Source organism: Rhizobium sp. TBD182, from assembly GCF_001950375.1.
Classification (GTDB): Bacteria; Pseudomonadota; Alphaproteobacteria; order Rhizobiales; family Rhizobiaceae; genus Agrobacterium; species Agrobacterium tumefaciens.
In genome coordinates this window covers 114,553-135,208 of record NZ_BDLN01000010.1, presented here as the reverse complement: position 1 = coordinate 135,208, position 20,656 = coordinate 114,553, and the positions used below count along the sequence as shown (strand labels likewise).

The following is a 20,656-nucleotide window of genomic DNA, read 5'->3' as shown; positions in this document are numbered from 1 at the left end:
TTCAACTCGCCTGTTTTTTGAGAAAAGCGGCACCAAGGCCGAACAACACAGGCACAGCGATAGCAAGGGGAATAAAGGAACCGGCAAGGTCACCAAAATCGAGAGCCTTGGAGAACGTTCCGCGTGAGATATTGACGAAATAGGTGGTGGGATAGATGCGGCCGATGAACGCGCCAAACCCTTCCAGGGAAGACACCGGGTCGATCAGGCCGGAATACTGCACGGCCGGAATAAGCGTAATGAGGGCGGTCGCGAAGATGGCGGCAATCTGGCTGTTGATGAAGGAGGAAATCAATAGCCCCATGCCTGTCGTGAAGATCACGTAGAGAAACGCGGCGGCTGTGAAGGTCAGGAAACTGCCGGTGAACGGAACATCGAAGCCGAACACCGCCAGCGCCGACAACATGAAGAAATTCAGCATGGCCAGTGCGATATAGGGAATTTGCTTGCCCAGAAGAAATTCCATTCGCGTCACGGGGGTCACGTAGAAATTGATGATCGAGCCGAGTTCCTTCTCGCGGACGACACTCAGCACCGCCAGCATGGCCGGGATCATCAACAGAAGGATTGGAATGACTGCCGGCGCGATCGCGACAAGGCTTTGGACGTCGGGATTGTAGCGGTACCGGAGTGCGATCTGGAAACTGCCGAGGGTGGCGGCGTCACCGTAACGCTCGCGGGCCTTTTGGGTCAGCCAGGCCTGGTGCATGCCCTGTACATATCCCTGGACGGTTTCAGCACGGACCGGCATGGCGCCGTCAATCCACGCCCCTATCTCGACACTGCGGCCATGCGCAACGTCGCGACCGAAACCAGGGGGAATTTCGAGCGCCATGCTGATCTCGCCATTTCCCATTCGGCGGTCGAGATCGGCATAATCGGCGATTGGCGCCTTTTCGCTAAAATACCTCGATCCGGAGATCTGCTGGACATAGTCCCGGCTGACCGTCGTGTCGTCGCGGTCAAGGACGGCGAATGTCAGATTCTCGACATCCATGTTGATGCCGTAACCAATGACGAACATCAACAGAAGCGTTCCGAGGATCGCCAGCGTGGCTCTGATCGGATCGCGCTGGAGCTCAAGCGTCTCGCGCCTCGTGTATGCGAACATACGCCTGATATCGAATAGACGTCTGGCGGATGAAGTCGTGGGATTGACTTCATCCGCCGCCTTACCCCCAGCTGGGGCGGGCGAGGGTAAGCCTTTCGGGTCGCCGATTGCATCTTCGAGGTAGGCGACAAACGCTTCTTCGAGAGTGGCTGCCGACCGCTTCTGCACAATCGCGGCAGGCGTGTCGCTGACCAGCACCTTGCCTGCGTGCATCAGGGAAATGCGGTCGCAGAGTTCTGCCTCGTTCATGAAATGCGTCGAAACGAATATGGTGACGCCATCGTTGCGCGACAGATCGGACAGGATCTGCCAGAAACCGTCGCGGGCGACGGGATCAACGCCGGAAGTCGGCTCGTCGAGAATGAGGATGTCGGGCGCGTGGATCATCGCCACCGCAAGTGACAAGCGTTGGCGTATCCCGAGCGGTAACGCGTCCGGGAGGCTGTCGATGACGTCCGCAAGGTCGAAACGGTCGACCATCTGTTCTATGCGGGGAGCTATTTTCGCCGCTTCCATCGCAAACAATCGGGCGTGAAGCACCAGGTTCTGGTGCACGGAAAGCTCGGTATACAGTGAGAACGCCTGGCTCATATAGCCAACGCGCTGGCGGACCCCGATATCGTCTGGATCGACTTCGTTTCCGAACAGGCTTGCCTTGCCCTCGCTTGCCGGCAACAGCCCGGTCAGCACCTTCATCGTAGTGGTCTTGCCGCAGCCGTTCGAGCCGAGGAAACCGAAAATCTCCCCGCGCGGGATCCTGAAGCTGACATTATCGACGGCTGTGAAATCACCAAACTGAACGGTGACGTTTTCCGCCTCGATGGCGATATCGTCGACAGCATCTGCGGCGCGCGGCGGAATGACGACCATATGATGGCCGCTGCGCCGCTCTTCCGGCAGCAGCGCAATGAAAGCGGCATCGAGATTTTTGCTGGCGGTTTTCTCCATCAGGGCCTTCGGCGAACCGGTTGCCAATACCTTGCCAGCATCCATGGCCACCAGCCAGTCAAAACGGGCCGCCTCTTCCATATAGGCGGTGGCGACGATGACGCTCATGCCTGGCCGGTCCTGCCTGATGTCGTCGATCAGTTCCCAGAACTGCCGCCGCGACAGCGGATCGACACCGGTCGTCGGTTCATCGAGGATCAGCAGATCCGGGTCGTGGATTAGCGAGCAGCACAGGCTGGTTTTCTGCTTCATTCCCCCTGACAATTTACCGGCCGGTCGATCGGAAAAGGCGGACATGCCGGTTCGCGCCAGCAGATCGTCGATACGCCGCTTGCGTTCCTGGCTGCCATGACCGAACAGACGCCCGAAGAAATCGATATTCTCGAACACAGACAGGGTTGGATAAAGGTTTTTGCCAAGGCCTTGCGGCATATAGGCAATTCGAGGATAGGTCGATTGACGATGCCTGCGATCGGCGATGTCGCCACCCAGGACCTCCACGCGACCCTTTTGAACAACACGGGCACCGGCGACGAGAGACAGCAGGCTCGATTTGCCAACGCCGTCAGGTCCAATCAATCCCACCATGCAACCGGCAGGAATCTCAAGCCCGACCTCGTTCAATGCCAGGGTCTTGCCATAGGACAGGCTAACCTTGTCGAGAGTGACAACCGGCCCTTCAGGTTTGCCCGTAGCATCCTCTCCCGCTTGCACGCTCATTGCGCAAGCGTTCCCTGAAGATTGGCCGGCCATTCGACACCGGGGTCGAGCCGGACATAGGCCACGCCAGGAAGACCGGTCTTGACCTGCTGAATATATTTCTTCAGCAGTTCGGGGGAAATCTGCGCCTTCACCCGGAACATCAGTTTCTGCCGCTCTTCCTCAGTCTCGACGGTTTTGGGCGTGAACTGCGCGACATCCGCAACGAAGGACACTTTTGCCGGAATCACGTACTGGGGAGCCGCATCGAGGACCAGGCGAACTTCCGTGCCGATTGCGACGCGGCCGGCCTCGGCGGTCGGCAGGAAGAACATCATGTGCACGTCGCCGAGATCCACCAGGTTGAGGACGTTTCCGCCGGCTGACAGGACTTCGCCCGGCTGGGCCACTCGATACTGGACGCGACCGGAACGGGGCGAGCGAAGAGTGCTGTCATCGATATCGGCATCAATGCTTTCGATTGCCGCACTGGCTGCGTCTACGGATGCCTCCGCGTCGATGATCTGGGCTTTTGCCGCGCCGATCGCTGCTTCCGTCGCCGCGAGTTGCGCTCTCGCAGCTCCGACGGCAGCTTTTGCGCCCTGGGCACTGGCTCTGTCGTCGTCGAGGGTCTGCAGTGTTACTGTGTTTGCACGTCCCAGTTGCTCGGATCTTGCAAACCTGCGATCGGCAGCATCCTGCTCGGCTTCCCGTTGCATGACGACAGCTTCGGCAGCGGTCTTTTCCGCCTCGCGCTGGATGACCAGACTATGAGCTGTTTCGACGGACACCTTCGATCGCCGCATCGTGGCATCGGCCTGACGCCGTTGCGCTTGCAATTGCTGTGTGTCCATCACTGCCAGTATTTGACCGGCGTCGATGAAATCACCTTCGTTGACAAGGATTTCCTTGATCCGCCCCGATGTCTTTGCCGAAACGTCGATCTCAACCGCTTCGACGCGTCCGTTTCCACTGACGATTCCCGCGAGCAGCCCGCTGCCTGCGCGGACCGTCCAGAGATAATATCCGCCAGCAACCATTACGACCAGCAGTGCTGCAACACCTCCTCTTTGCCAGCGCGTGTTCATCTAGACGCGCCTCGCGAAGATGGTATCTTTTCGTAAAAGAGTGGCATTTCGAAAAATAATTTAAGCATTGAAAATCGCTCGCTGGTAGAGTGCGCAGGTGAGTATGTTGCCAAGGTGATAGCAAAAATCAACCGTTGTTGACTAGAGGCAATGACAGGGTACTCACTGCAATTATCAACAAGGATTCAAGGTTCGTTCATGCCCCGCCGCGCCGCCGTCAAATCGAGTACCTCGACAAGAGAACGTATTCTCGATGCAGCTATTTCCTGGTTTTCCAGTCATTCCTACGAAGCGACAGGTTTGCGTGACATTGCCGCGCTTGCGGAAGTCGATGTGGCTTATGTGCATCGTTGTTTCGGCTCCAAGAAGCAACTGTTCGCCGAAGCCGTGCGTGCCCAGATCAAACCTGAGGAATTATTACAATCATCGACCGGGGAGGACATCGCCGCCAGCCTTACGGCCCTGGTTTTTGCGCATGACGGCGCCAGAGATCGCGGCGAAATCGGCCCCTTTGACATCATGAATCATTCGCTTTCGAGCGCTGACGCGAGGGACATTTTGAGAGAGTTCATCACAGTCGAAGTCATTCCGCTCTTTGCCGAAAGGATTCACGTTAGCTGTCCCATCCGGGCAGCCTCGCTGATAGTTGCTTATCTCGCGGGTTTGGGAATGCTCCGGAATGTGATCGACATCGAACCCTTGCGGGACGAAGCCGGCGGTTGGCTGGAAGCGTCTTCAAGATCTGTCATTGCCACTATTCTGGCCGAGCGCGCGTGCGGTAACGGCGGGATCGTTGAACCTGCGTAGCGACATCAGAAGATAGTCTTTAGGCTGTGACAGCGGCGGGAGGTCAGTTTCACCAAGAGTTGCGTAGATTGATTTCAATCACCTGAGCGCGCCTTGAAACCGAGCCTCGCCAGAGATATTGAACTCTTTGGCGTCGTCTCCGATGATGTCCGAAACGATCGCTGCGAGCCGCTTGATATGGGCGATATCCTGCGGAACAGTCTGCCCAAATTCGTAAAGCACGGCTCGCAGAGCATTCACCAGATCAGTGCCCTGACGAACGATGCGCGCCCGTAAGAGAACGGCTCTCGCTTGCTGATCCGGCGTCCTGGACTCTACGAACCGCATTTCCGGCTGACGCGCCGCAATGGCGATCGCCTCCGCATCGGCGGCGTCATATGCCTTGAACTCGTGCGCCTGGTAGTGAGCGCTGCCGCACGCTTCCAAAACAACAACGGCGGCTGGCTGACGTTGCATGAAATGAATGAATTGGCTGCGCGACAGCTTCTTGCGAAACTTCAGTTCACTCATCATCGACGTTCCATGAAGCACGATGACATTCTTTGCCAAGTCTACGCCGATCATTGTATCCTTCATCAGCCGCTCTCTTCGTGTCGTGGCTCTACGCCGCTCTTTCTGGCACATTGCGGTGCCGTTTGGGGAGGGCGGCAACTATCCCATCTCTAATGCCGCACGAAATGGGCTGATACCAAGCCTCAGTTTGTCAGGGCTGAGTTGCAGGCCAAGGGCACGAAGATTGATATCAGGGGATAGGATTTGACGGTTGCACCTCCTTGAGAAGCCAGTTTGCGAACACCTGTATCGGACCGTCACTCAACCGGATCGGCTCCGGCAGAACGAGGCAAAAGGTCTTGGAGATCGACTGACCGACGGGCCAAGGTGTAATTAGTCGCCCCTCCGCCAGTTCGGTTTCGACATAGAGGTGCGGCACCAGTGCAACGCCGAGGCCGGCCAACGCGGCTTCGATCTGCATGGAGTGAAGATCGTAACGAGCGCCGACTGCGGGATTGGTCAGTGCGATCCCCGTTTCCTGCGCATAGCGTTGCCAGGCCTCCGGGTTCTGGCGGCGATGGAGCCGCGGCAGCGCATCGAGGGCTGTCGCAGGGTCTCGGCCCCTGATCAGCGCCGGATGGCAAACCGGAACCAGCACCTCATGCAGCAAGCGGTGCGTGCGCATTCCCGTCCAGGCTGGATGCTCGAAATGGATGGCGGCGTCGAAACCGCTGCCGGTGAGAACGAATGGCTCCATCCGTTCCGCAAGATGCAGGGTGATATTCGGATGCCGCTCCTGGAACGGCTTCAGACGCGGGATGAGCCAACGCGTGGCGAACGTCGGCAGGATTGCGATGTCGAGGCTCGCACCGTCGCTGGGCTGCCCCATCAGATATTGACTGTCACGCTCCAGCCGGTCGAGTGTCTCGCGAACCTGAGCCGCATAACGCTCTCCATTCGGCAAAAGCCTGACGCGATTGCCGACCCGCTCGAACAGCGTGACGCCGAGGAAGGCTTCCAGCCGGCCGATCTGGCGGCTGATCGCCCCCTCGGTCAGAGCCAGTTCGTCGGCCGCGCGAGCGAAGCTCCCATGACGAGCCGACGCCTCGAACGCCATGAGTGCGGAATTGCTGGGAATCTTGCGGCGCATGATGGCTCCTGACAGGATCGTTCGGCATTCGGTCCGCCGTCACCTTGATATTAGATCACTGAAGCATGATCCATTGTCGATATCTAGGCATGGATTGGCAGTCTATCATGAGAAAATATCAATGATAGACAAGGCCGGAAGGACAATCTTCCCGTCGAAGGTGGAATAATGATCTACACGGTGGAATGCAGCTTTGCCGATCCCGGCAGCGAAGCGGAATGGAACAACTTTTACAGCCTGGACAAGCTGCCAGCCCTCATTTCGGTGAGCGGCTTCCACACCTCGCAGCGTTTCAAGGCATTGAGGCGTGGCTGCCCCGTCTATCTCGCCCTACACTCGATCGACGGCCTCGACATTCTGACCGGCGAGGAATACCGCCAGGAGGGCGGCGGCAATTTCGCACGCTGGCAACAGCATATCACCGACTGGCACCGGAACCTCTATGGCGGCATCGACCGCGCGCCGGCCATTGGTGAGGGCGAATATCTGGCGTTGAGTGCCACAGGCCCCGAACCTCTGATCCGGCTTGGCCTCACCCCCTGTGCGATGCAGGCGGTCGCTATGGAGAAGGTCCCGGAACATCGTTGGCTCGCCAAGGTGGAGCGCTGCAAGACGCCTGACATCGGGCATCTATCCGAAGGCGTCCATGTCTATGTGCCGATGACGGTGCAGTTGACGAGCGACGGTGACGCTGCTGCTGGGAAGGCCCGGTAGATCCCGATGCCGAATGTTACGATCTATGTTCCCGCAGACAGGATGCCGCCGGACGAAGCCCTCGCAGACCTCACGGAGCAATGCACGGAACTTTGCACCGGCATTCTCCGGGCCGCATTGGCGAACGTGCATATCGTCTATGTCGCTGTCCGGCATGGCCGTGGGCACCCCGCTTTTGCAGAAATTCAATATCGCCTTGAGCCATTTCGGACGCCACCTGTCATGGCGGAGTTCATGGAAGGGCTCGACGAGGCCATAAAGGGCAACACGGGCCTCACCGCGCGCATTCGTTGCTTTGCCTATGAAGCGTCGAGCATTCACGCACGAAATTGAACGGATGCCAGGAGAAAACCAATGTCTAGTTTCGCATTACCCAGCCAGCAGATCGGTGATCTAACAATCACCGCCGTCAGCGATGGCTATCTCCACGCCAGTTTCGATTTCCTCGCGAATATCGACCCGGCTGATGCTTCCCGAATACAGGAAAATGCGGGGATAACGGATCATACCTCGATTCATATCAACTGCTACCTGGTGCGTAGCGGCGGTCGCACGGTCCTGATCGACGCAGGCGCAGGCGGTTTCAAGCAGTGGGGCGGTCGATTAAAAACCAATCTGCTGCTCGCGGGGACCCAGCCTTCCGAGATCGATGCGATCCTGTTGACGCATGCCCATCCCGATCATGTCGGGGGGCTGATGGACGCTTCAGGCGAAGCCGTCTTCCCGAACGCCGAGCTTGTCGCCCACCATCGGGAAGTCGCGTTCTGGCAGGATGACGGCAATCTGAGCCGCGCGCCCGAGCGCGCGCGGGGCAACTTCCTCGTGGCGCGTCAGGCCTTTGACGGCTATCGCGACAGGCTGCGCACTTTTGAGGGCGGCGAGGTGCTGCCCGGCATCACGACAGTTCCGCTTCCGGGTCACACCGCCGGACACACCGGCTATCGGCTCGATTCCGGTAGCAAGAGCCTGCTAGTCTGGGGCGACATCGTTCATTTCCCACAAATTCAGGTCCCGCGCCCCGACGTGTCGATCGCGTTCGATCAGGATGCGCAACTCGCCTCCGCCACACGAACGAGGCTTCTGGACTGTGTGGCCGCCGAGCAACTGCTGATCGCGGGCATGCACCTCGGGGAATCCGGATTCGCGCGCATCAAACGAGCGGGCAATATCTATGCTGTCGCATATGAGAGTGACACCAGCGGTCATACTACGGGCGGTAGGCGTTGCTTGCCGGTCCGGATTTGAGGTGCACTTTAAAACACCGCCTGCCAAGCACGCAGCGTATGGCGTTGCGTCACGAGTCGGGATGGGTCAGAGCGCTGGGGATACTCGACGGTTGGCCAAACTCTTGTCCTGGGATTGGCTACCCAATGGTGACGATGCGTCGGAAGGCTGCCTCGATCTTGCTGCTGACATAGGATAACCCGTCTAAATTTCTTCCCAAGGATTCCTTCTCCGCTCCCGACGCCCGCGTCACTGCTTCACAGATCGCCTGAGCGTCCGCAGCATCATTTTCCTGCCTTTTCACATAGGGCTTCAAATAAACTGGGGGCATCAGTCGCACGTCATGCCCGAGAGCCGAAAGCTCGCGAGCCCAATAACGAGCCGCTCCGCAAGCCTCGATACCGATGAGGCAAGGCGGCACCTGTGCGAAGCATCTCCTGACGACGCAGCTGTCGCGGCACAACCATGTTGCCACCGACATCAATTGCATGAACTTGAAACACCGATTTCGCTATATCGATGCCAACAGTAGAGATCTCTTCCATTCGAACGCTCCCGCTTTGTCCATCCTAACCGATGCCATTCTAGCACCGGGGGAGCGGGAGCCTTCCATCCCATCGATTTCGCACTCCTCTTGTTCTGACCCGGGATAGGCTGCACGGAACCGGCAAGGCAGATCGGCAAGAAAGCCGAAGGCGATGGAGGCGTGCAGCCCGATGGCAAGCCGCCCCTCTCCACCATGGGAAATAGCGCCCGCGGTCCGCGCCGCACAGTCGAGATGTTCGATACCCACCGACACCTCGGCGATGAAACGTCGTTCGGCCTCGGTCAGCCGCACGCCGCGATGCCGTCGCTCGAACAGAATGATACCAAGCGCCTCTTCCCGCGCCTTGATCCGGGCGCTGACGCTCGACTGCGTAACCTCTAATACACTCGCAGCATGACGGAAGTTTAGGACGTCGCCGACGACAACCGTATGACGAAGCGCAACGAGTGGGATTTGCCCAAGCTGAGCTTGGGCAAATCCGTTTGACTTGTTCCAGGTCCGTGCGCTTCGCCACAATTTACGTCGTCTCTTCCGCTTCTGAAGGCGCGGCTTCACGGCGAAGCGTAAGCAGGCATACCGCAGCCGTCATCGTGGTAAGAAATGCGAGAATGATAAGGATGGTCACAAAGGCGTCCGTGTAGGCGCTATGGATCACGGCGGTGAGCGACAAATCGCTCGTGGGACTGGCCGGGGTCGCAGCGCCGTGTGCGCCTGAGCCGATGCCCGCCGCGATCTCTGCGGCTCCGAGTGGCAGCGTGACGCCTTTTTCGGATGCGGCCGCTCCTAGGTTATGAGCTGTCTGTCCCATCAGCGCAGCCCCGATGGCGGCGATGGCAATGGCCTCACCGGCGACGCGACTGGTCGTGAAGATGCCGGAGGCCATGCCTGCGCGTTCCTTTGGGACCACGCTGACCGAAAGCGCGTCCATCAATCCCCAAGGTAGGCCATTGCCGATGCCGATCAGCAACATCGGCAGGATCATCGGCCAAACACCTCCGTCGGGCGAAAGCCGCATGAGGAGTAACGCGCCGATGGCGGAAATCAGGAAGCCGATGCCTGAGAGAATACCCGGCGCGATCCGCTTCGCGAGCGTACCTGCCAAAAGTGGCACAATAAGCATCGGTGCCGTCAGCGGAAGAATTGCGAGGCCGGCGGCAAACTCGTCTCGGCCTTGAATGGTGATGAACCAGATCGGCAAATGGACGATCAGCGCTACGAAGCTGAACCCTGTCGCCACCGGCAGGAGTTGCACGCCGATGAAGCGCGGGTATCTGAAAAGCGAAAGTTCCAGCATGGGCCGCGCCTGTCGAAGTTCGACCGCCACGAATGCGGCGAGCAAAGCTACCGACCCTGTGAACAGGCCGATCACGCGCAAGCTCGCCCAACCATGCTGTGGTCCCTGCACAACCGTAAAGGTGAAGTTAACCAGCGCCGCCGTGAACAGGATCGTTCCCGGCCAGTCGATGCCCTTCGCCTCCGGGTCACGCGACTCCCTGATCCTCGGCGTTCCGAGGAGCAGTATGAGCAGAGAGAAGGCGGCAATGCCGAAGTAGAGCGCGCGCCAGCCCCAATGCTCGATGACGAAGCCCGCTGCCATCGGTCCAAAGGCGAGACCGACTCCAAAGGCCGTGCCAAGGAAGCTGAAGGCGCGGGGCCGTTCCGTTTCCTCGAACTCCTGCGCCAGCAAAGACGTGGCCGAGGTGAGAACCAGAGCGCCACCGATGCCCTCCACGGCACGCAGCAGGTTGAGCAGCAGGAGGCTTGGGCTGAGGCCGATCAGGATGGAGGTAATGGTGAAGATCAGCAGACCGGAGACGAAACACCGCTTGCGGCCGATCTGGTCTCCGAGCGCCCCGGCTGCCATGACGCAGCCGCCGAAGGCCATTGCGTACGCGTTGACGATCCAGCTCAAGCTTGCCTGATCGCCACCGAGATCGCGACCGACAGCAGGTGTGGAGATCGCCGGCCCGGCGAAGACCAACGGGATGATGACCGCCGATAAGCAGATGGCGGCGAGGATCTTGTTTCGGCCGTCGGTGGTGGCCGGCCCTTGTGTAGCGTCCATCGGGAACTCCGTTGCGCCGCGCGGGAGCGCCCGGCAAAACGGCGGTTCCAGAAACGCGGACTGTTTTCCGCCACCATAATTTCTGCTACTGAATACGATAATATGGCGTGTTTGCAGATTACTTCTGTATATGGTGCAGCAATGGATGGTTCCCACTTCGATCAGGTCGCGGCTTTTCTCGCCACGGTCGAGCATGCCGGCTTCACGGCGGCCGGTGCGGTGCTGAACCGCGACGGGTCTCTGGTATCGCGTCGCGTGACGGCGCTGGAAAAGCGCTTGGGCGTTCGGCTTCTGGAGCGCACAACGCGCCGTATCGCGCTAACCGAAGCTGGCGAGATTTACTATCAGCGAATGCGCGCGGCGGTGCAGGTTATGTCTGAGATCGACGCGGAATCGGCCGAGGCGTCGGGCACAGTGCGCGGCACGCTGCGATTGTCGCTTCCTGCGACCTTCGGGCGAATGTGGATCGCGCCCGTGCTCGACCGGTTCTTGTCCGAGCATCCCGGCCTCACGATCGAGGCGAGATATGAAGACCGCTATGTCGATCTCGTCGCTGAAGGTTTCGACGTTGCGGTACGGATCGGCGAACTTGCCGACAGCCGTCTGATCGCTCGCAAACTCGCGCCTGCGCGTCGCCTGCTCTGCGCCTCTCCGGACTATCTGAAGGCGCGTGGTATGCCCATACACCCTACCGACCTCACCGCGCATTCCTGCATCGGCTTCTCGCGCTTGGCCTCGCACCCTGTCTGGCATCTGCAAGGAGGCGATGGCCCGGTTGCCGTCCGTATATCCGGGCCACTCGTCACAGACGATGCGTCGAGTCTGGTCGAGTCCGCCGTCGCCGGAATCGGCATCGCGATGGTGTCCGACTGGCTGGCGGGACCGGAACTGGAGAGCGGCGGGCTGACGCCGGTTCTTCCGGGCTATCCGGTGGCTGCGCCCGAGGCGATCTATGTCGTTCACCCGTCCGCGCACCTGGTCCCCGCCAAAACCCGTGCCTTTGTCGATTGGCTGAGCGAGATCATGCCGCCCAGCATCAAGAGGCTTCCGTTTTCGGCGCAGTGACGCGGTTGCGGTCGCGAACCGCGCTGAATGACACGCCGCGTCGCATCGAGGCCTTTCCTTATCAATCTGAGCGGGAGCCCGGCAGCAAGGCATCGGGTTAAGCCTCGCTTGTCGCCGGCTTAACCTCACCGCGGTTGTGATACGCTCACGCTTGTCGAGGTAGGCGCCCAAGAACGTAGCGGTCTGCAGATGGAGGGCCATGTCAATGCTCTCCTTGAGCTTCGGCCGGCGTAGCACCGCGCCCGGTCGCTTTCATCGAAGGCAAGGCGATCTGCCAGAGAAGCGCGATAACTGCGACCACGGTGATTGCGGCTCCTACCGGCGCGAGCGACGGCAGGCCCCCGGGCGCTGAGGGACTAGTGAAGCGCCACGACTACGATGTCGAGATTGCCGGCAACACGCCTGGCGCGCATATCATCGAGGACTATGCGGAAGTCTCCGGGATCAAATTCCCGACGAAGCGCCGCATCTAGACGTCGATGACTGTGGAGCCCACATCGACGCGGGCGAAGAGGATCAACTCGGATAGTTTGGACTGGTCGTACATAGATGTCTCCTTTATGTAAGTATTCGATGAGCACGGCGTACGAGGGGGTGACTTATTGAATGATCCACCGGCCAACCTGAGCCGGTGCCGACCCCCTGGCCAACGCTACGCCGGCCCAGAGCCGTTCATCTGTGCGGCCTTCGCTAACGCTTGAGTATCGACATATTCGCGGATGCTGGTTAGGTTGCCATCCCGGACCGTGATGGCAAAGATCCAGTCGTCCTCAAACGGCTTGTTCGTGGCTTTGACCTTTCCGCTGGCGAAGCCGACGACAAGAACCCTGTCTCCCTGTGCGACAAACTCCCGGAGTTCCGTGGAGGTTTCTATCGACCCGGATGCCGTCTCCAGTAAAGCCGACAGTCCTGCATGCCCGCGGTGGGTGCCAGCCAGCGGCCAGTCCTCGCCCGGAATGATCCTCTCGATGTCCTCAGTGACCAGCGCCAGCAGAGCTTCCCTGTCGCAGCGGCTGATGGCGGCAAAAAAAGTCCTTCACGGTTTGAATGTTCCTCTCGATACTCATTGAATGTCTCCATTTCTCGGCTGTGGTATCCGTCAATCGAACTTCACCAGGTCCTTGAAGATCAGGTGTCACAGCTGTTTCCGCGCGCCTGGACCAGCGTTCCTCCTTCCGACAGCCCGCCAAGCTTGATCGGCGCGAAACCGAGATTTTCCGCGAACGCGCCGATCTCGTCCGAGGCGGCCTCGTCGTCGCTCACCAGGAACACGACTCTCCTGCCACCCTGCACGGCTGGATCTTGGGCATCCGGCTTGATAGCTTGCTTGCGGAAGCCGTTTGCTCCAAGCGACGATGACGTTCCGGGTGGTGTCGAGATAATATCACTTGCGCCCAGTTGTTTCTGGACGAGGCTCGGATTCGGCAATCAACGGAGACATCAGTAGTCAGCATCAGTATCGGTGACTTACTAGAAAAATTGACTAGCTAAAGCGATCGCCCAGAAAGCGGAAGTTGCGCTTTCTGGGCGATCCACAGACAGGTTCCACAGGGCTGGCTATGCAGTGGCCGTCTTGCTTGCGCGGTTGAAAATCTTGTTCACGACCACGAAAAACACCGGAACAAAAATTACGGCTAGTATTGTACCTGTCACTGTTCCAAAGAATGTTGCATAGCCGATCGCATGCCTGGCACCAGCCCCCGCTCCACTTGAGATGATAAGCGGTACAACCCCAAGACCGAACGCCAGAGACGTCATCAGAATTGGGCGGAAACGAAGCTTTGCGGCTTCAAGAACGGCGTCGACAGCATTTCCCCCGGTGTGCGCCATTCGCTCCCGCGCAAATTCTACAATCATGATGCCGTTCTTGCCTGTCAGGCCGACGACGGTCAAAAGTCCGACCTGGAAGTAAACGCCGTTTGTCTGATCGCCAATCACAGCGCCCAGGAGTGCTCCAAGAACGCCAACGGGCATCGCAAGCAAGACCGCAATAGGGATTGTCCAGCTTTCGTAAAGAGCGGCAAGGCACAAGAACATCGTCGCAAGCGCCAACCCATATAAGGGTAAGGCCCCCGCGCCAGCCTCTTTTTCTTCCAGTGATTGCCCTGTCCATTGCAAGGTGAAGCCTGGCGGAAGTTCGGCCGCCAGCCGTTCCATCTCAGCCATTGCGTCGCCCGATGAAAAACCGTCAGCCGCCGAGCCTTCGATTTCCATTGCCGGCAAAGCATTGTAGCGACTGACCTGCTGAGGTCCAAACACCCAGTTCTGAGACGCGAAAGTTGAGAAATCGACAAAATTGCCGTTCGCATTCTGCACGCGCCAAAGTGCGAGATCGTCCGGCCCGGTTCTGGCATGGGGTTCTCCCTGGACGTAGACGCGCTTCACGCGCCCGGCGTAAAGGAAATCGTTCACATAGGTGCCGGACCACACGGTCGCCAGAAATGAACCCACGTCGGCTGCCGTGACGCCGACAGCCCCGGCTTTGCTCCAGTCGATGTTCAGTTCAAACTGGGACGCGTCTTCAACGCCGTTTGGACGGACGGCTGTGAGTTTGCTGCTTTGAGCGGCCAGCCCAAGCAACTGGTTACGAGCGGTCAAGAGATCTTCGTGTGACTGGCCCGATTCGGCCTGAAGGAACGCGGTGAAACCGTTGGAGTTACCAAGCTCCATCACGGGCGGCGGCACGATCGGAACCACGATCGCCTCGTTTATGCCGCCCATCAGAGGGCCAAAAGCGCGTGCGGCAATGGCCTGGGCGGAGTTCTCAACCCCAGCGCGCTCTTTCCAGTCCTTCAGGCTGACAAACATCATGCCCATGTTCTGACCTTGACCAGCAAATGAAAAGCCCTGAACCGAGAAGACAGACTCGACATTCTTGCCCTCGACGGTCCTGTAGTAGTCCGACACTTTGGCCAGAACTTTTTCAGTATTTTCGCTTGTGGTGCCGGGTGGAGTCTGAACGATAGTAAAGAGCGTGCCTTGGTCTTCGCTTGGCAAGAAGGACGTGGGGGTCCGCTGATACAGGACGACCATACCTGTGACAATAAGCCCGTAGATGAGCAGCATTCTGATGGGGCGCTTGGTTGCGATTTTCACAATACCGCCATAGCCATTTGTCAGCCGCGTGAAGTTGCGTTCGAAACCATCCGTAAACCGAGCAGGGATTCCCGTGCTCTTCTTGGTGCTATGCGGCTTCAGGAGGGTAGCACAAAGGGCGGGCGTGAAGACAAGAGCCACGATCACCGACAGGGTCATCGCGGAAACGATTGTCACGGAAAACTGCTTGTACATTTCTCCCGTCGATCCGCCGAAGAAGGCCATCGGGACGAAGACCGCAGACACAACCAACGCAATACCAACGAGCGCGCCCGTGATTTCGCTCATCGACTTTTTCGTCGCCTCTTTTGGACTGAGATGCTCTTCCTGCATGAGGCGCTCGACATTCTCGACAACGACGATCGCATCATCAACCAAAAGGCCGATTGCCAGAACCATCGCCAGCATCGTCAATGTGTTGATGGAAAAGCCGAATGCAGCCATGATTCCAAATGTGCCCAGCAGCACCACCGGAACGGCTAGAGCAGGTATCAAGGTGGCACGAAAGTTATGCAGGAAGAGCAAGATCACAAGCACGACGAGCACGATAGCCTCGAGCAAGGTATCAATGACCGCCTCGATCGACAATTTCACAAAGGGTGTCGTGTCATAAGGAATGACATACTCCACACCCTCAGGCATCGATTGAGCCAGTTGCTCAACACGCGCCTTGACCAGTTCTGCCGTCTCCAGCGCGTTCGCACCAGATGCCAGCTGGACCGCCATCCCGGACGCAGGCTTGCCGTTGTAGGTGCTGGCAATCTCGTAGTTTTCTGAACCCAGCTCTGCCCGTGCGACGTCACGCAGAAGGACAAGCCCACCATCGGTGTCGGCGCGTAACACAACCCTTTCAAAATCCTCGGGTGTTTTCAGCAGCGACTGTGCGGTCACAGTCGCATTGAGTTGCTGTCCTGCAGGCGACGGCATAGCACCGAAGGATCCGGCAGAGATCTGCGCATTTTGCGCCGTTATCGCCGAGACGACGGTCGATGGTGAAAGGTCGTAATATTTGAGCTTTTGAGGATCCAGCCAAATACGCATCGCATATTCGGAGCCAAACACCTGTACGCGCCCCACACCTGTCAGCCGCGATATCGGCTCGACCATGTAGGAGTTCAGATAGTCTGCCAGATCAATTGCACTGCGCGTGTTGTCACTGGATACCAGTCCCACCACCAACAGAAAGCCTGTAGCAGATTTCTCTACGGTCACGCCTTGTCGCGTGACATCATCCGGCAAGTTTGCCTCTGCCTGGCTGAGTTTGTTCTGGACCTGCACCTGGGCAATGTCCGGATCTGTGCCGAGATGGAATGTTAAAGTGATTTCGGCACGGCCTGTCGAAGTTGTCGAAGAATCGATGTATCGCAGCCCGTCGAGTCCTGTCATTTCCTTTTCAATGATCTGGACGACCGTATCAGCTACTGTCTCAGCAGAGGCGCCTGGATAGGTGGCGCCGATGACAATCGATGGTCCGGCAATGGTCGGGTATTGCGAGACAGGCAGGCCCAGAACGGAAAGCGTACCAAGACCCATGATGATGATAGCGATCACCCACGCAAAGACCGGGCGGTCGATGAAGAAATGTGCCATGACTACTTGCTTTCGTTGGCTTGCGCGGCTGTTTTGGCGCTGTCGTCAACAACTGTGACTTCTGCGCCCGGGGTTGCCTTCTGGAAGCCAGACGTAACCACTGCGTCACCTGCTGCCAGACCATCCGTTATGACGAGCTGATTGCCGTCAGCAGTGAAGATTGAAAGCACTCTCTGTTCGACTTTCGAGTCTTTCACCACCCACGCATAAGGTTCTCCCTTGGTGTTTCTCATAACCGAGCTTTGCGGGACGAGGATCGCAGCGTCAGCTTTCGCCTGAGGCAGCTCGACCTCGACATAAAGACCTGGCAGCAAAAGGCGCTCCGGGTTTTCGAAACTGATACGGAGCGTTACCATGCCTGTGGTGGGCTCCACCCTCGGTTCGGCTGCAGTGAGATTTCCCTTCAGCGGATAGCGTGAGCCGTCGGGCAGGATCAAAGAGGCCGTGGCGGACTTCTCAAGTCCGTTGGCTCCACCTTTCGATTTCCACCTGAGCAAATCCGTTGCAGATTGCGTGACGTCGACGTTGACGGGGTCAATGGTCCTGATCGTTGCCAGAGCCGTTGCTTGTTGTGCCGCGACCAATGCGCCAGGGGTAGTCTCCGAAAAGCCGATGATCCCGTCGATCGGCGCCCTGATCGTCGTTCTGCTCAGATCCAGTTCAGCGGTCGTTAGTTGCGCGCGGGCACGCTGAAGCGCAGCGTCTGCTCTACTTTGCTGAGCTGCGGTGCTGTCTCGATTGGAAGCCGTGCCACTCCGGTTTGCCAAAAGTTCGGCAGCGCGCCTCGCGTCGATGACGGCCAGATCGAAGTTTGCTTGCGCTTCGGCCAGCGCCGCTCTGGCCGATTCTGTCGCGCTGACATAGTTATCGTCATCGATCTTGTAGAGGGCCTGGCCCTTTTTCACCGAAATGCCTTCCTCAAAAAGGCGTTCGCGAATGATGCCGGATACCTGCGGGCGCACTTCAGCTTCGGTCGAAGCCTTGATCCGGCCGGGAAGACGGGTTGTGAGCGTATAATCGGTTGCTTTGACAACGGTCACTGTCACCGCCGGGAGCGGAGATTGCTGTGCCATCGCAAGCAAGGGAACCAGGGCAAGAGGAGCGGCAAAAACCAGCCGCTGTCCAAAGTTTTTCGCGTGTCTGAACTTCATTTGGAACCTTTTTCGCTCGAGTTACACGCATTCAAGCGCAGAGCCAGTATGGTAGCTGGCAAAGCTCCGCAATGATTTTGGTCGGATGTTGAACGCGTAAAGGCCCAACTCACTCACCAATTTTGCATGAAAACTCGAATTAAATAAACATACCGTATAAATGTAAACAGCGGATTTGAGTCTGTTGCAAGTGTTTTTTCTCGAGGCAACATGGGGGACGTTTAGAACGCCTCGTCCGGCTTCCACTGACGCTGGAGCGCCATGAGGTTGGGTTGGTCCGACGCGGCTGATCGTCCAACACCTTGGAATGGACACTCAGCTTGAGTGCCGGGTTGGATATGAAACTGGCCGTTTCAGGACGTCGCGTGCGCGAAAACCTGGAGCGCTCCTACAACCGGGTCCTCGATCGCAGCTTGTGTATCACGATAAAAATGGACCACGTCTGGCTAGGCCTGGAAGCCTTTTATAGCGATTTTGACGAGATCCTGGCCATAAGGAACTAGGGGAAATTCACTTCGCTCCAGGGCCCATTCTTCGACTACCCCCAGGACGACAGCTGTAACCGCAGACGCCGCAGTTTTTGGAGTCCAAGGCGGGGTCAGTCGCTTTATCTTATTGGCTTTGATGAAGATTCTTTCGATGGCCTTGTAGGAATCTCGATCTTCTTTCGCTACCGGACAGTCGACAGAAATGTCCAGATGTAGCATCAAACGTGTTAATCCGCGTCGCCGCTCATCAGAGTGCATGTCGAGCAGGATCGCCGAGATCACGTCACCGAGCATGTCGAGCGGCTGGCCCTCAACCTCGTTTTCGAGGGCGTCGGCAAGATCCCGCAACGGAAGTTGTGACTCTGCCCGAAGGGCGAAAAGCAGGCCCTGCTTGTTGCAAAAATGCCAATGAACTGCACCCCGGCTCGTGCCAACGGCGGTTGCGATTTCATCCAGAGTGACGTTTTCAAATCCGCGCTCAAGAAAAAGCGTTTCGGCTGCATGAAGTATTTGCCGTTTTGTTTCAGCCGCCTCTTCTTTTGTCCGCTTCATGCCATTCCCTTCTGGTGCGTTCTCTTACCTATTAGAATATCAGGCCCGGTGTCAAATCGCCAAGAACACCTGACAATAGTCTCCACTCTCCGAAGGAGCATTACCTTTGACATACGGACGGTTGGTATGTAAAAGTTAGTTTATGGAATTTTTATTTTTTGGAAAAAAACGGGAAGAATAAAAATGGCAAAATCCAAGGACCACGAGCCCAAGAGTTCCTCCCCGAAAACTTCTTCATCGCGCTCGACGGCGCCGGGCTTTGGACCAATGGGGCGACTTCTATTAAGAGTGCGCCGAGCGCGGCAGAACCGTTTTGACGGCAATGGGGACTGGAGGAGAATCATGGCGCTCGGAGTTGTCACGGTCGACTTCGCGATTCTTGGTTTTTTCTCGTCGGCATCAAAACTGTCTGGCTACATGCCGGGAACGGCTTCGATGTTTGGCGGGCTTATCATTTGCATCATTATGCTGAGATTGAGCCGGCCGGCCATATTCTTGGACTGGACCTTCTTCGGCATCGTCCAGGTTCTTCTAGGCATACAGGTACAGACGGGTTTATCCAGCGACGTGCCTGTCGGAACGGCATTGTTCTATCTCGGTCTCGTTGCATCTGCGGTGCTACTGATTGTGATCGGCATTCAAACCCATTTTCCAGAGGGTAGGGCGTGGCTTTTGGCTGGGGGAATTTGTTCAATGATTATTTCGGTTGCGAGTATCGCAGAGGCCGCCACTAGCGGGCACTTGGGACCTGATAACACTCTTCTTATCACATTGATGATCGCCGGTCTGTCTGTGGTGGGGATGGGAGTATCTCTAAGAAAGAAAACCTCGTAAGATCACAGAATGTTCTGCATCGCCATTCTGCGGAAAAGTAATCCTTTTCGTCCATGCGAGCGCGCTTCGCTCGCCATCCGCAAGGTATCATGACTGACAAGGCAGCCCTGGCGGTTGGGTGGGCGATGTGGTCAACGGTTTGGACATGGCCGCATTGGTTTCACCCGCTGTTTGCTAGAACCGATAGCGCGGACGTCCAGCATTCGATACTGGCAATGGCACATGCTACGACCTGATCGGCCATCGTCGACAAGCTGAGGTCGACGCCCTCGCGGGCGTAGCGTTCGCTCTAACGATTGAGCGGCTGGTGCTAGGCAAACTTCTCGAACAGGATCATCGCCAGCAGTATCATCACCGATACTCCTTCCGATGGTCGGAAGGGGGATTTTGGTGATCCAGCTGAGGGAGACGATCATGATCCTGGATCCGCATCAGCAGGGGCTGACGGTTTCAGCCATTTCCAGAGAAACGGGTATCGATCGCAAGACGGAGCGCAAATATATCGAGCGGGGCCTGGCGGTTCCCGCCGATGGTCCAAGAAAGCCACGGGCAATTGTTATCGATCCATTCGCCTCGTACCTGCGCGAGCGGGTGAAGAGCTATCCTGGCCTCACTGGCAGTCGGTTGCTCCGGGAGCTCAGGTAACGAGGTTATGCCGGCGGGCCACACTGCCGTTACGGATTTTCTCCGAGATGTGCGGCCTCCGGCCAACCAGGGTTTCGAAGTTCGTTTCTAGACGCCGCCTAGCGAGCAAGCTCAGGTCGATTTTGCCCAGTTCCACGTTGTTTTCACCGAGGAGCCAACAACGCCGAGGATCGTCTGGCTGTTCTCGATGGTGCTGGGGCACAGTCGAATTATCTGAGCGCATTTCGTTATGCATCAGAACATGCCAACAGTCCTGTGGTGCCATATCGCAGCTTTCGAGGTTCTTGGCGGCACTCCAAGAGAAGTGCTCTACGACCGGAGGACGACCGCCGTTATCGGTGAAGGCCAGCCGGACGGCATCGTCTACAATCGCGTCCTTATCGACCTGGC

At 57.9% G+C, this 20,656-nt stretch carries 16 protein-coding genes and 4 pseudogenes; 7 read left to right on the top strand and 13 right to left on the bottom strand.

The window, feature by feature from the left end; all coding sequences use genetic code 11:
* Position 1: 1 nt before the first annotated feature.
* Together rbbA and T18_RS23065 are read right to left on the bottom strand one after the other, a co-directional pair.
* Entirely contained in the window at positions 2-2,779 is a 2,778-nt protein-coding gene (gene rbbA, locus T18_RS23070) for a ribosome-associated ATPase/putative transporter RbbA (protein WP_038497069.1), read from the bottom strand.
* Positions 2,776-3,846 carry an HlyD family secretion protein gene (locus T18_RS23065; RefSeq protein ID WP_038497066.1) on the bottom strand — a complete coding sequence of 357 codons (1,071 nt, stop codon included), beginning with the start codon at positions 3,844-3,846 and terminating at the stop codon, positions 2,776-2,778. Before T18_RS23065 ends, rbbA begins: the two co-directional genes overlap by 4 nt.
* A gap of 198 nt (positions 3,847-4,044) precedes the next feature.
* Here T18_RS23065 and T18_RS23060 point away from each other — a divergent pair, with 198 nt between their 5' ends.
* Positions 4,045-4,653, top strand: coding sequence for a TetR/AcrR family transcriptional regulator (locus T18_RS23060; RefSeq protein WP_046205667.1), 609 nt, complete (start codon positions 4,045-4,047; stop codon positions 4,651-4,653).
* A 78-nt stretch (positions 4,654-4,731) separates the two neighbouring features.
* On the opposite strand, the gene T18_RS23055 is transcribed toward T18_RS23060, so the two are convergent.
* Both T18_RS23055 and T18_RS23050 read right to left on the bottom strand, forming a co-directional pair.
* Positions 4,732-5,217 carry a transposase gene (locus T18_RS23055; RefSeq protein ID WP_139322523.1) on the bottom strand — a complete coding sequence of 162 codons (486 nt, stop codon included), beginning with the start codon at positions 5,215-5,217 and terminating at the stop codon, positions 4,732-4,734.
* A 178-nt stretch (positions 5,218-5,395) separates the two neighbouring features.
* Positions 5,396-6,295 carry a LysR substrate-binding domain-containing protein gene (locus tag T18_RS23050; protein ID WP_038497064.1) on the bottom strand — a complete coding sequence of 300 codons (900 nt, stop codon included), beginning with the start codon at positions 6,293-6,295 and terminating at the stop codon, positions 5,396-5,398.
* A 168-nt stretch (positions 6,296-6,463) separates the two neighbouring features.
* Here T18_RS23050 and T18_RS23045 point away from each other — a divergent pair, with 168 nt between their 5' ends.
* From T18_RS23045 to T18_RS23035, 3 genes are read left to right on the top strand one after another with little or no spacing between them, the layout of a single operon-like run.
* A complete protein-coding gene (locus tag T18_RS23045) occupies positions 6,464-7,009 on the top strand; it encodes a hypothetical protein (protein WP_038497061.1) in 546 nt (181 codons plus the stop codon).
* Positions 7,010-7,051: 42 nt separating this feature from the next.
* Positions 7,052-7,342: a hypothetical protein gene (locus T18_RS23040; protein WP_236760447.1), complete on the top strand. Its 291-nt coding sequence runs from the start codon at positions 7,052-7,054 to the stop codon at positions 7,340-7,342.
* Positions 7,343-7,363: 21 nt separating this feature from the next.
* Positions 7,364-8,254, top strand: a complete 891-nt coding sequence (locus tag T18_RS23035) for an MBL fold metallo-hydrolase (RefSeq protein WP_046205666.1) — start codon at positions 7,364-7,366, stop codon at positions 8,252-8,254.
* Positions 8,255-8,477: 223 nt separating this feature from the next.
* Here T18_RS23035 and T18_RS27885 read toward each other — a convergent pair.
* The 3 genes and pseudogenes from T18_RS27885 to T18_RS23020 all read right to left on the bottom strand — a co-directional run.
* Positions 8,478-8,778, bottom strand: a pseudogene (locus T18_RS27885) (IS110 family transposase); the annotation flags it as partial.
* Positions 8,745-9,296 carry a LysR family transcriptional regulator gene (locus T18_RS23025; RefSeq protein ID WP_051489764.1) on the bottom strand — a complete coding sequence of 184 codons (552 nt, stop codon included), beginning with the start codon at positions 9,294-9,296 and terminating at the stop codon, positions 8,745-8,747. The gene T18_RS23025 and the pseudogene T18_RS27885, both read right to left, overlap by 34 nt.
* Before the next feature lies 1 nt (position 9,297).
* Positions 9,298-10,845 carry an MFS transporter gene (locus T18_RS23020; protein ID WP_038497055.1) on the bottom strand — a complete coding sequence of 516 codons (1,548 nt, stop codon included), beginning with the start codon at positions 10,843-10,845 and terminating at the stop codon, positions 9,298-9,300.
* A 141-nt stretch (positions 10,846-10,986) separates the two neighbouring features.
* On the opposite strand from T18_RS23020, the gene T18_RS23015 reads away from it, so the two are divergent.
* Entirely contained in the window at positions 10,987-11,910 is a 924-nt protein-coding gene (locus T18_RS23015) for a LysR family transcriptional regulator (protein WP_038497052.1), read from the top strand.
* Between the two features lie 652 nt (positions 11,911-12,562).
* Here T18_RS23015 and T18_RS23010 read toward each other — a convergent pair.
* The 5 genes and pseudogenes from T18_RS23010 to T18_RS22990 form a co-directional block, all read right to left on the bottom strand.
* Positions 12,563-12,977, bottom strand: a pseudogene (locus tag T18_RS23010) (nuclear transport factor 2 family protein).
* A gap of 32 nt (positions 12,978-13,009) precedes the next feature.
* Positions 13,010-13,215, bottom strand: a pseudogene (locus tag T18_RS23005) (NADP oxidoreductase coenzyme); the annotation flags it as partial.
* Positions 13,216-13,467: 252 nt separating this feature from the next.
* The gene (locus T18_RS23000; protein ID WP_038497049.1) at positions 13,468-16,596 is read right to left on the bottom strand and encodes an efflux RND transporter permease subunit; all 3,129 of its coding nucleotides are present in this window, start codon (positions 16,594-16,596) and stop codon (positions 13,468-13,470) included.
* Between the two features lie 2 nt (positions 16,597-16,598).
* A complete protein-coding gene (locus T18_RS22995; protein ID WP_075807846.1) occupies positions 16,599-17,747 on the bottom strand; it encodes an efflux RND transporter periplasmic adaptor subunit in 1,149 nt (382 codons plus the stop codon).
* A 446-nt stretch (positions 17,748-18,193) separates the two neighbouring features.
* A complete protein-coding gene (locus tag T18_RS22990) occupies positions 18,194-18,787 on the bottom strand; it encodes a TetR family transcriptional regulator (RefSeq protein WP_038497045.1) in 594 nt (197 codons plus the stop codon).
* Positions 18,788-18,970: 183 nt separating this feature from the next.
* Here T18_RS22990 and T18_RS22985 point away from each other — a divergent pair, with 183 nt between their 5' ends.
* Entirely contained in the window at positions 18,971-19,621 is a 651-nt protein-coding gene (locus T18_RS22985) for a hypothetical protein (protein ID WP_139322522.1), read from the top strand.
* A gap of 211 nt (positions 19,622-19,832) precedes the next feature.
* Here the strand turns inward: T18_RS22985 and T18_RS22980 are convergent.
* Positions 19,833-19,970: pseudogene (locus tag T18_RS22980) on the bottom strand (IS66 family transposase); the annotation flags it as partial.
* A gap of 65 nt (positions 19,971-20,035) precedes the next feature.
* On the opposite strand from T18_RS22980, the gene T18_RS27280 reads away from it, so the two are divergent.
* Positions 20,036-20,266 carry a hypothetical protein gene (locus T18_RS27280; RefSeq protein ID WP_205756768.1) on the top strand — a complete coding sequence of 77 codons (231 nt, stop codon included), beginning with the start codon at positions 20,036-20,038 and terminating at the stop codon, positions 20,264-20,266.
* The last annotated feature ends 390 nt before the right edge of the window (positions 20,267-20,656 follow it).

What these genes read in the sequence shown, in the direction of transcription:
- T18_RS27280 (WP_205756768.1), top strand. Translation starts at nt 20,036, where the DNA reads ATGATCCTGGATCCGCATCAGCAGGGGCTGACGGTTTCAGCCATTTCC.
- T18_RS23035 (WP_046205666.1), top strand. Translation starts at nt 7,364, where the DNA reads ATGTCTAGTTTCGCATTACCCAGCCAGCAGATCGGTGATCTAACAATC.
- T18_RS23020 (WP_038497055.1), bottom strand. Translation starts at nt 10,845, where the DNA reads ATGGACGCTACACAAGGGCCGGCCACCACCGACGGCCGAAACAAGATC.
- T18_RS22995 (WP_075807846.1), bottom strand. Translation starts at nt 17,747, where the DNA reads ATGAAGTTCAGACACGCGAAAAACTTTGGACAGCGGCTGGTTTTTGCC.
- T18_RS22990 (WP_038497045.1), bottom strand. Translation starts at nt 18,787, where the DNA reads ATGAAGCGGACAAAAGAAGAGGCGGCTGAAACAAAACGGCAAATACTT.
- T18_RS23045 (WP_038497061.1), top strand. Translation starts at nt 6,464, where the DNA reads ATGATCTACACGGTGGAATGCAGCTTTGCCGATCCCGGCAGCGAAGCG.
- T18_RS23000 (WP_038497049.1), bottom strand. Translation starts at nt 16,596, where the DNA reads ATGGCACATTTCTTCATCGACCGCCCGGTCTTTGCGTGGGTGATCGCT.
- T18_RS23040 (WP_236760447.1), top strand. Translation starts at nt 7,052, where the DNA reads ATGCCGCCGGACGAAGCCCTCGCAGACCTCACGGAGCAATGCACGGAA.
- T18_RS23055 (WP_139322523.1), bottom strand. Translation starts at nt 5,217, where the DNA reads ATGATCGGCGTAGACTTGGCAAAGAATGTCATCGTGCTTCATGGAACG.
- rbbA (WP_038497069.1), bottom strand. Translation starts at nt 2,779, where the DNA reads ATGAGCGTGCAAGCGGGAGAGGATGCTACGGGCAAACCTGAAGGGCCG.
- T18_RS22985 (WP_139322522.1), top strand. Translation starts at nt 18,971, where the DNA reads ATGGCAAAATCCAAGGACCACGAGCCCAAGAGTTCCTCCCCGAAAACT.
- T18_RS23015 (WP_038497052.1), top strand. Translation starts at nt 10,987, where the DNA reads ATGGATGGTTCCCACTTCGATCAGGTCGCGGCTTTTCTCGCCACGGTC.
- T18_RS23050 (WP_038497064.1), bottom strand. Translation starts at nt 6,295, where the DNA reads ATGCGCCGCAAGATTCCCAGCAATTCCGCACTCATGGCGTTCGAGGCG.
- T18_RS23060 (WP_046205667.1), top strand. Translation starts at nt 4,045, where the DNA reads ATGCCCCGCCGCGCCGCCGTCAAATCGAGTACCTCGACAAGAGAACGT.
- T18_RS23065 (WP_038497066.1), bottom strand. Translation starts at nt 3,846, where the DNA reads ATGAACACGCGCTGGCAAAGAGGAGGTGTTGCAGCACTGCTGGTCGTA.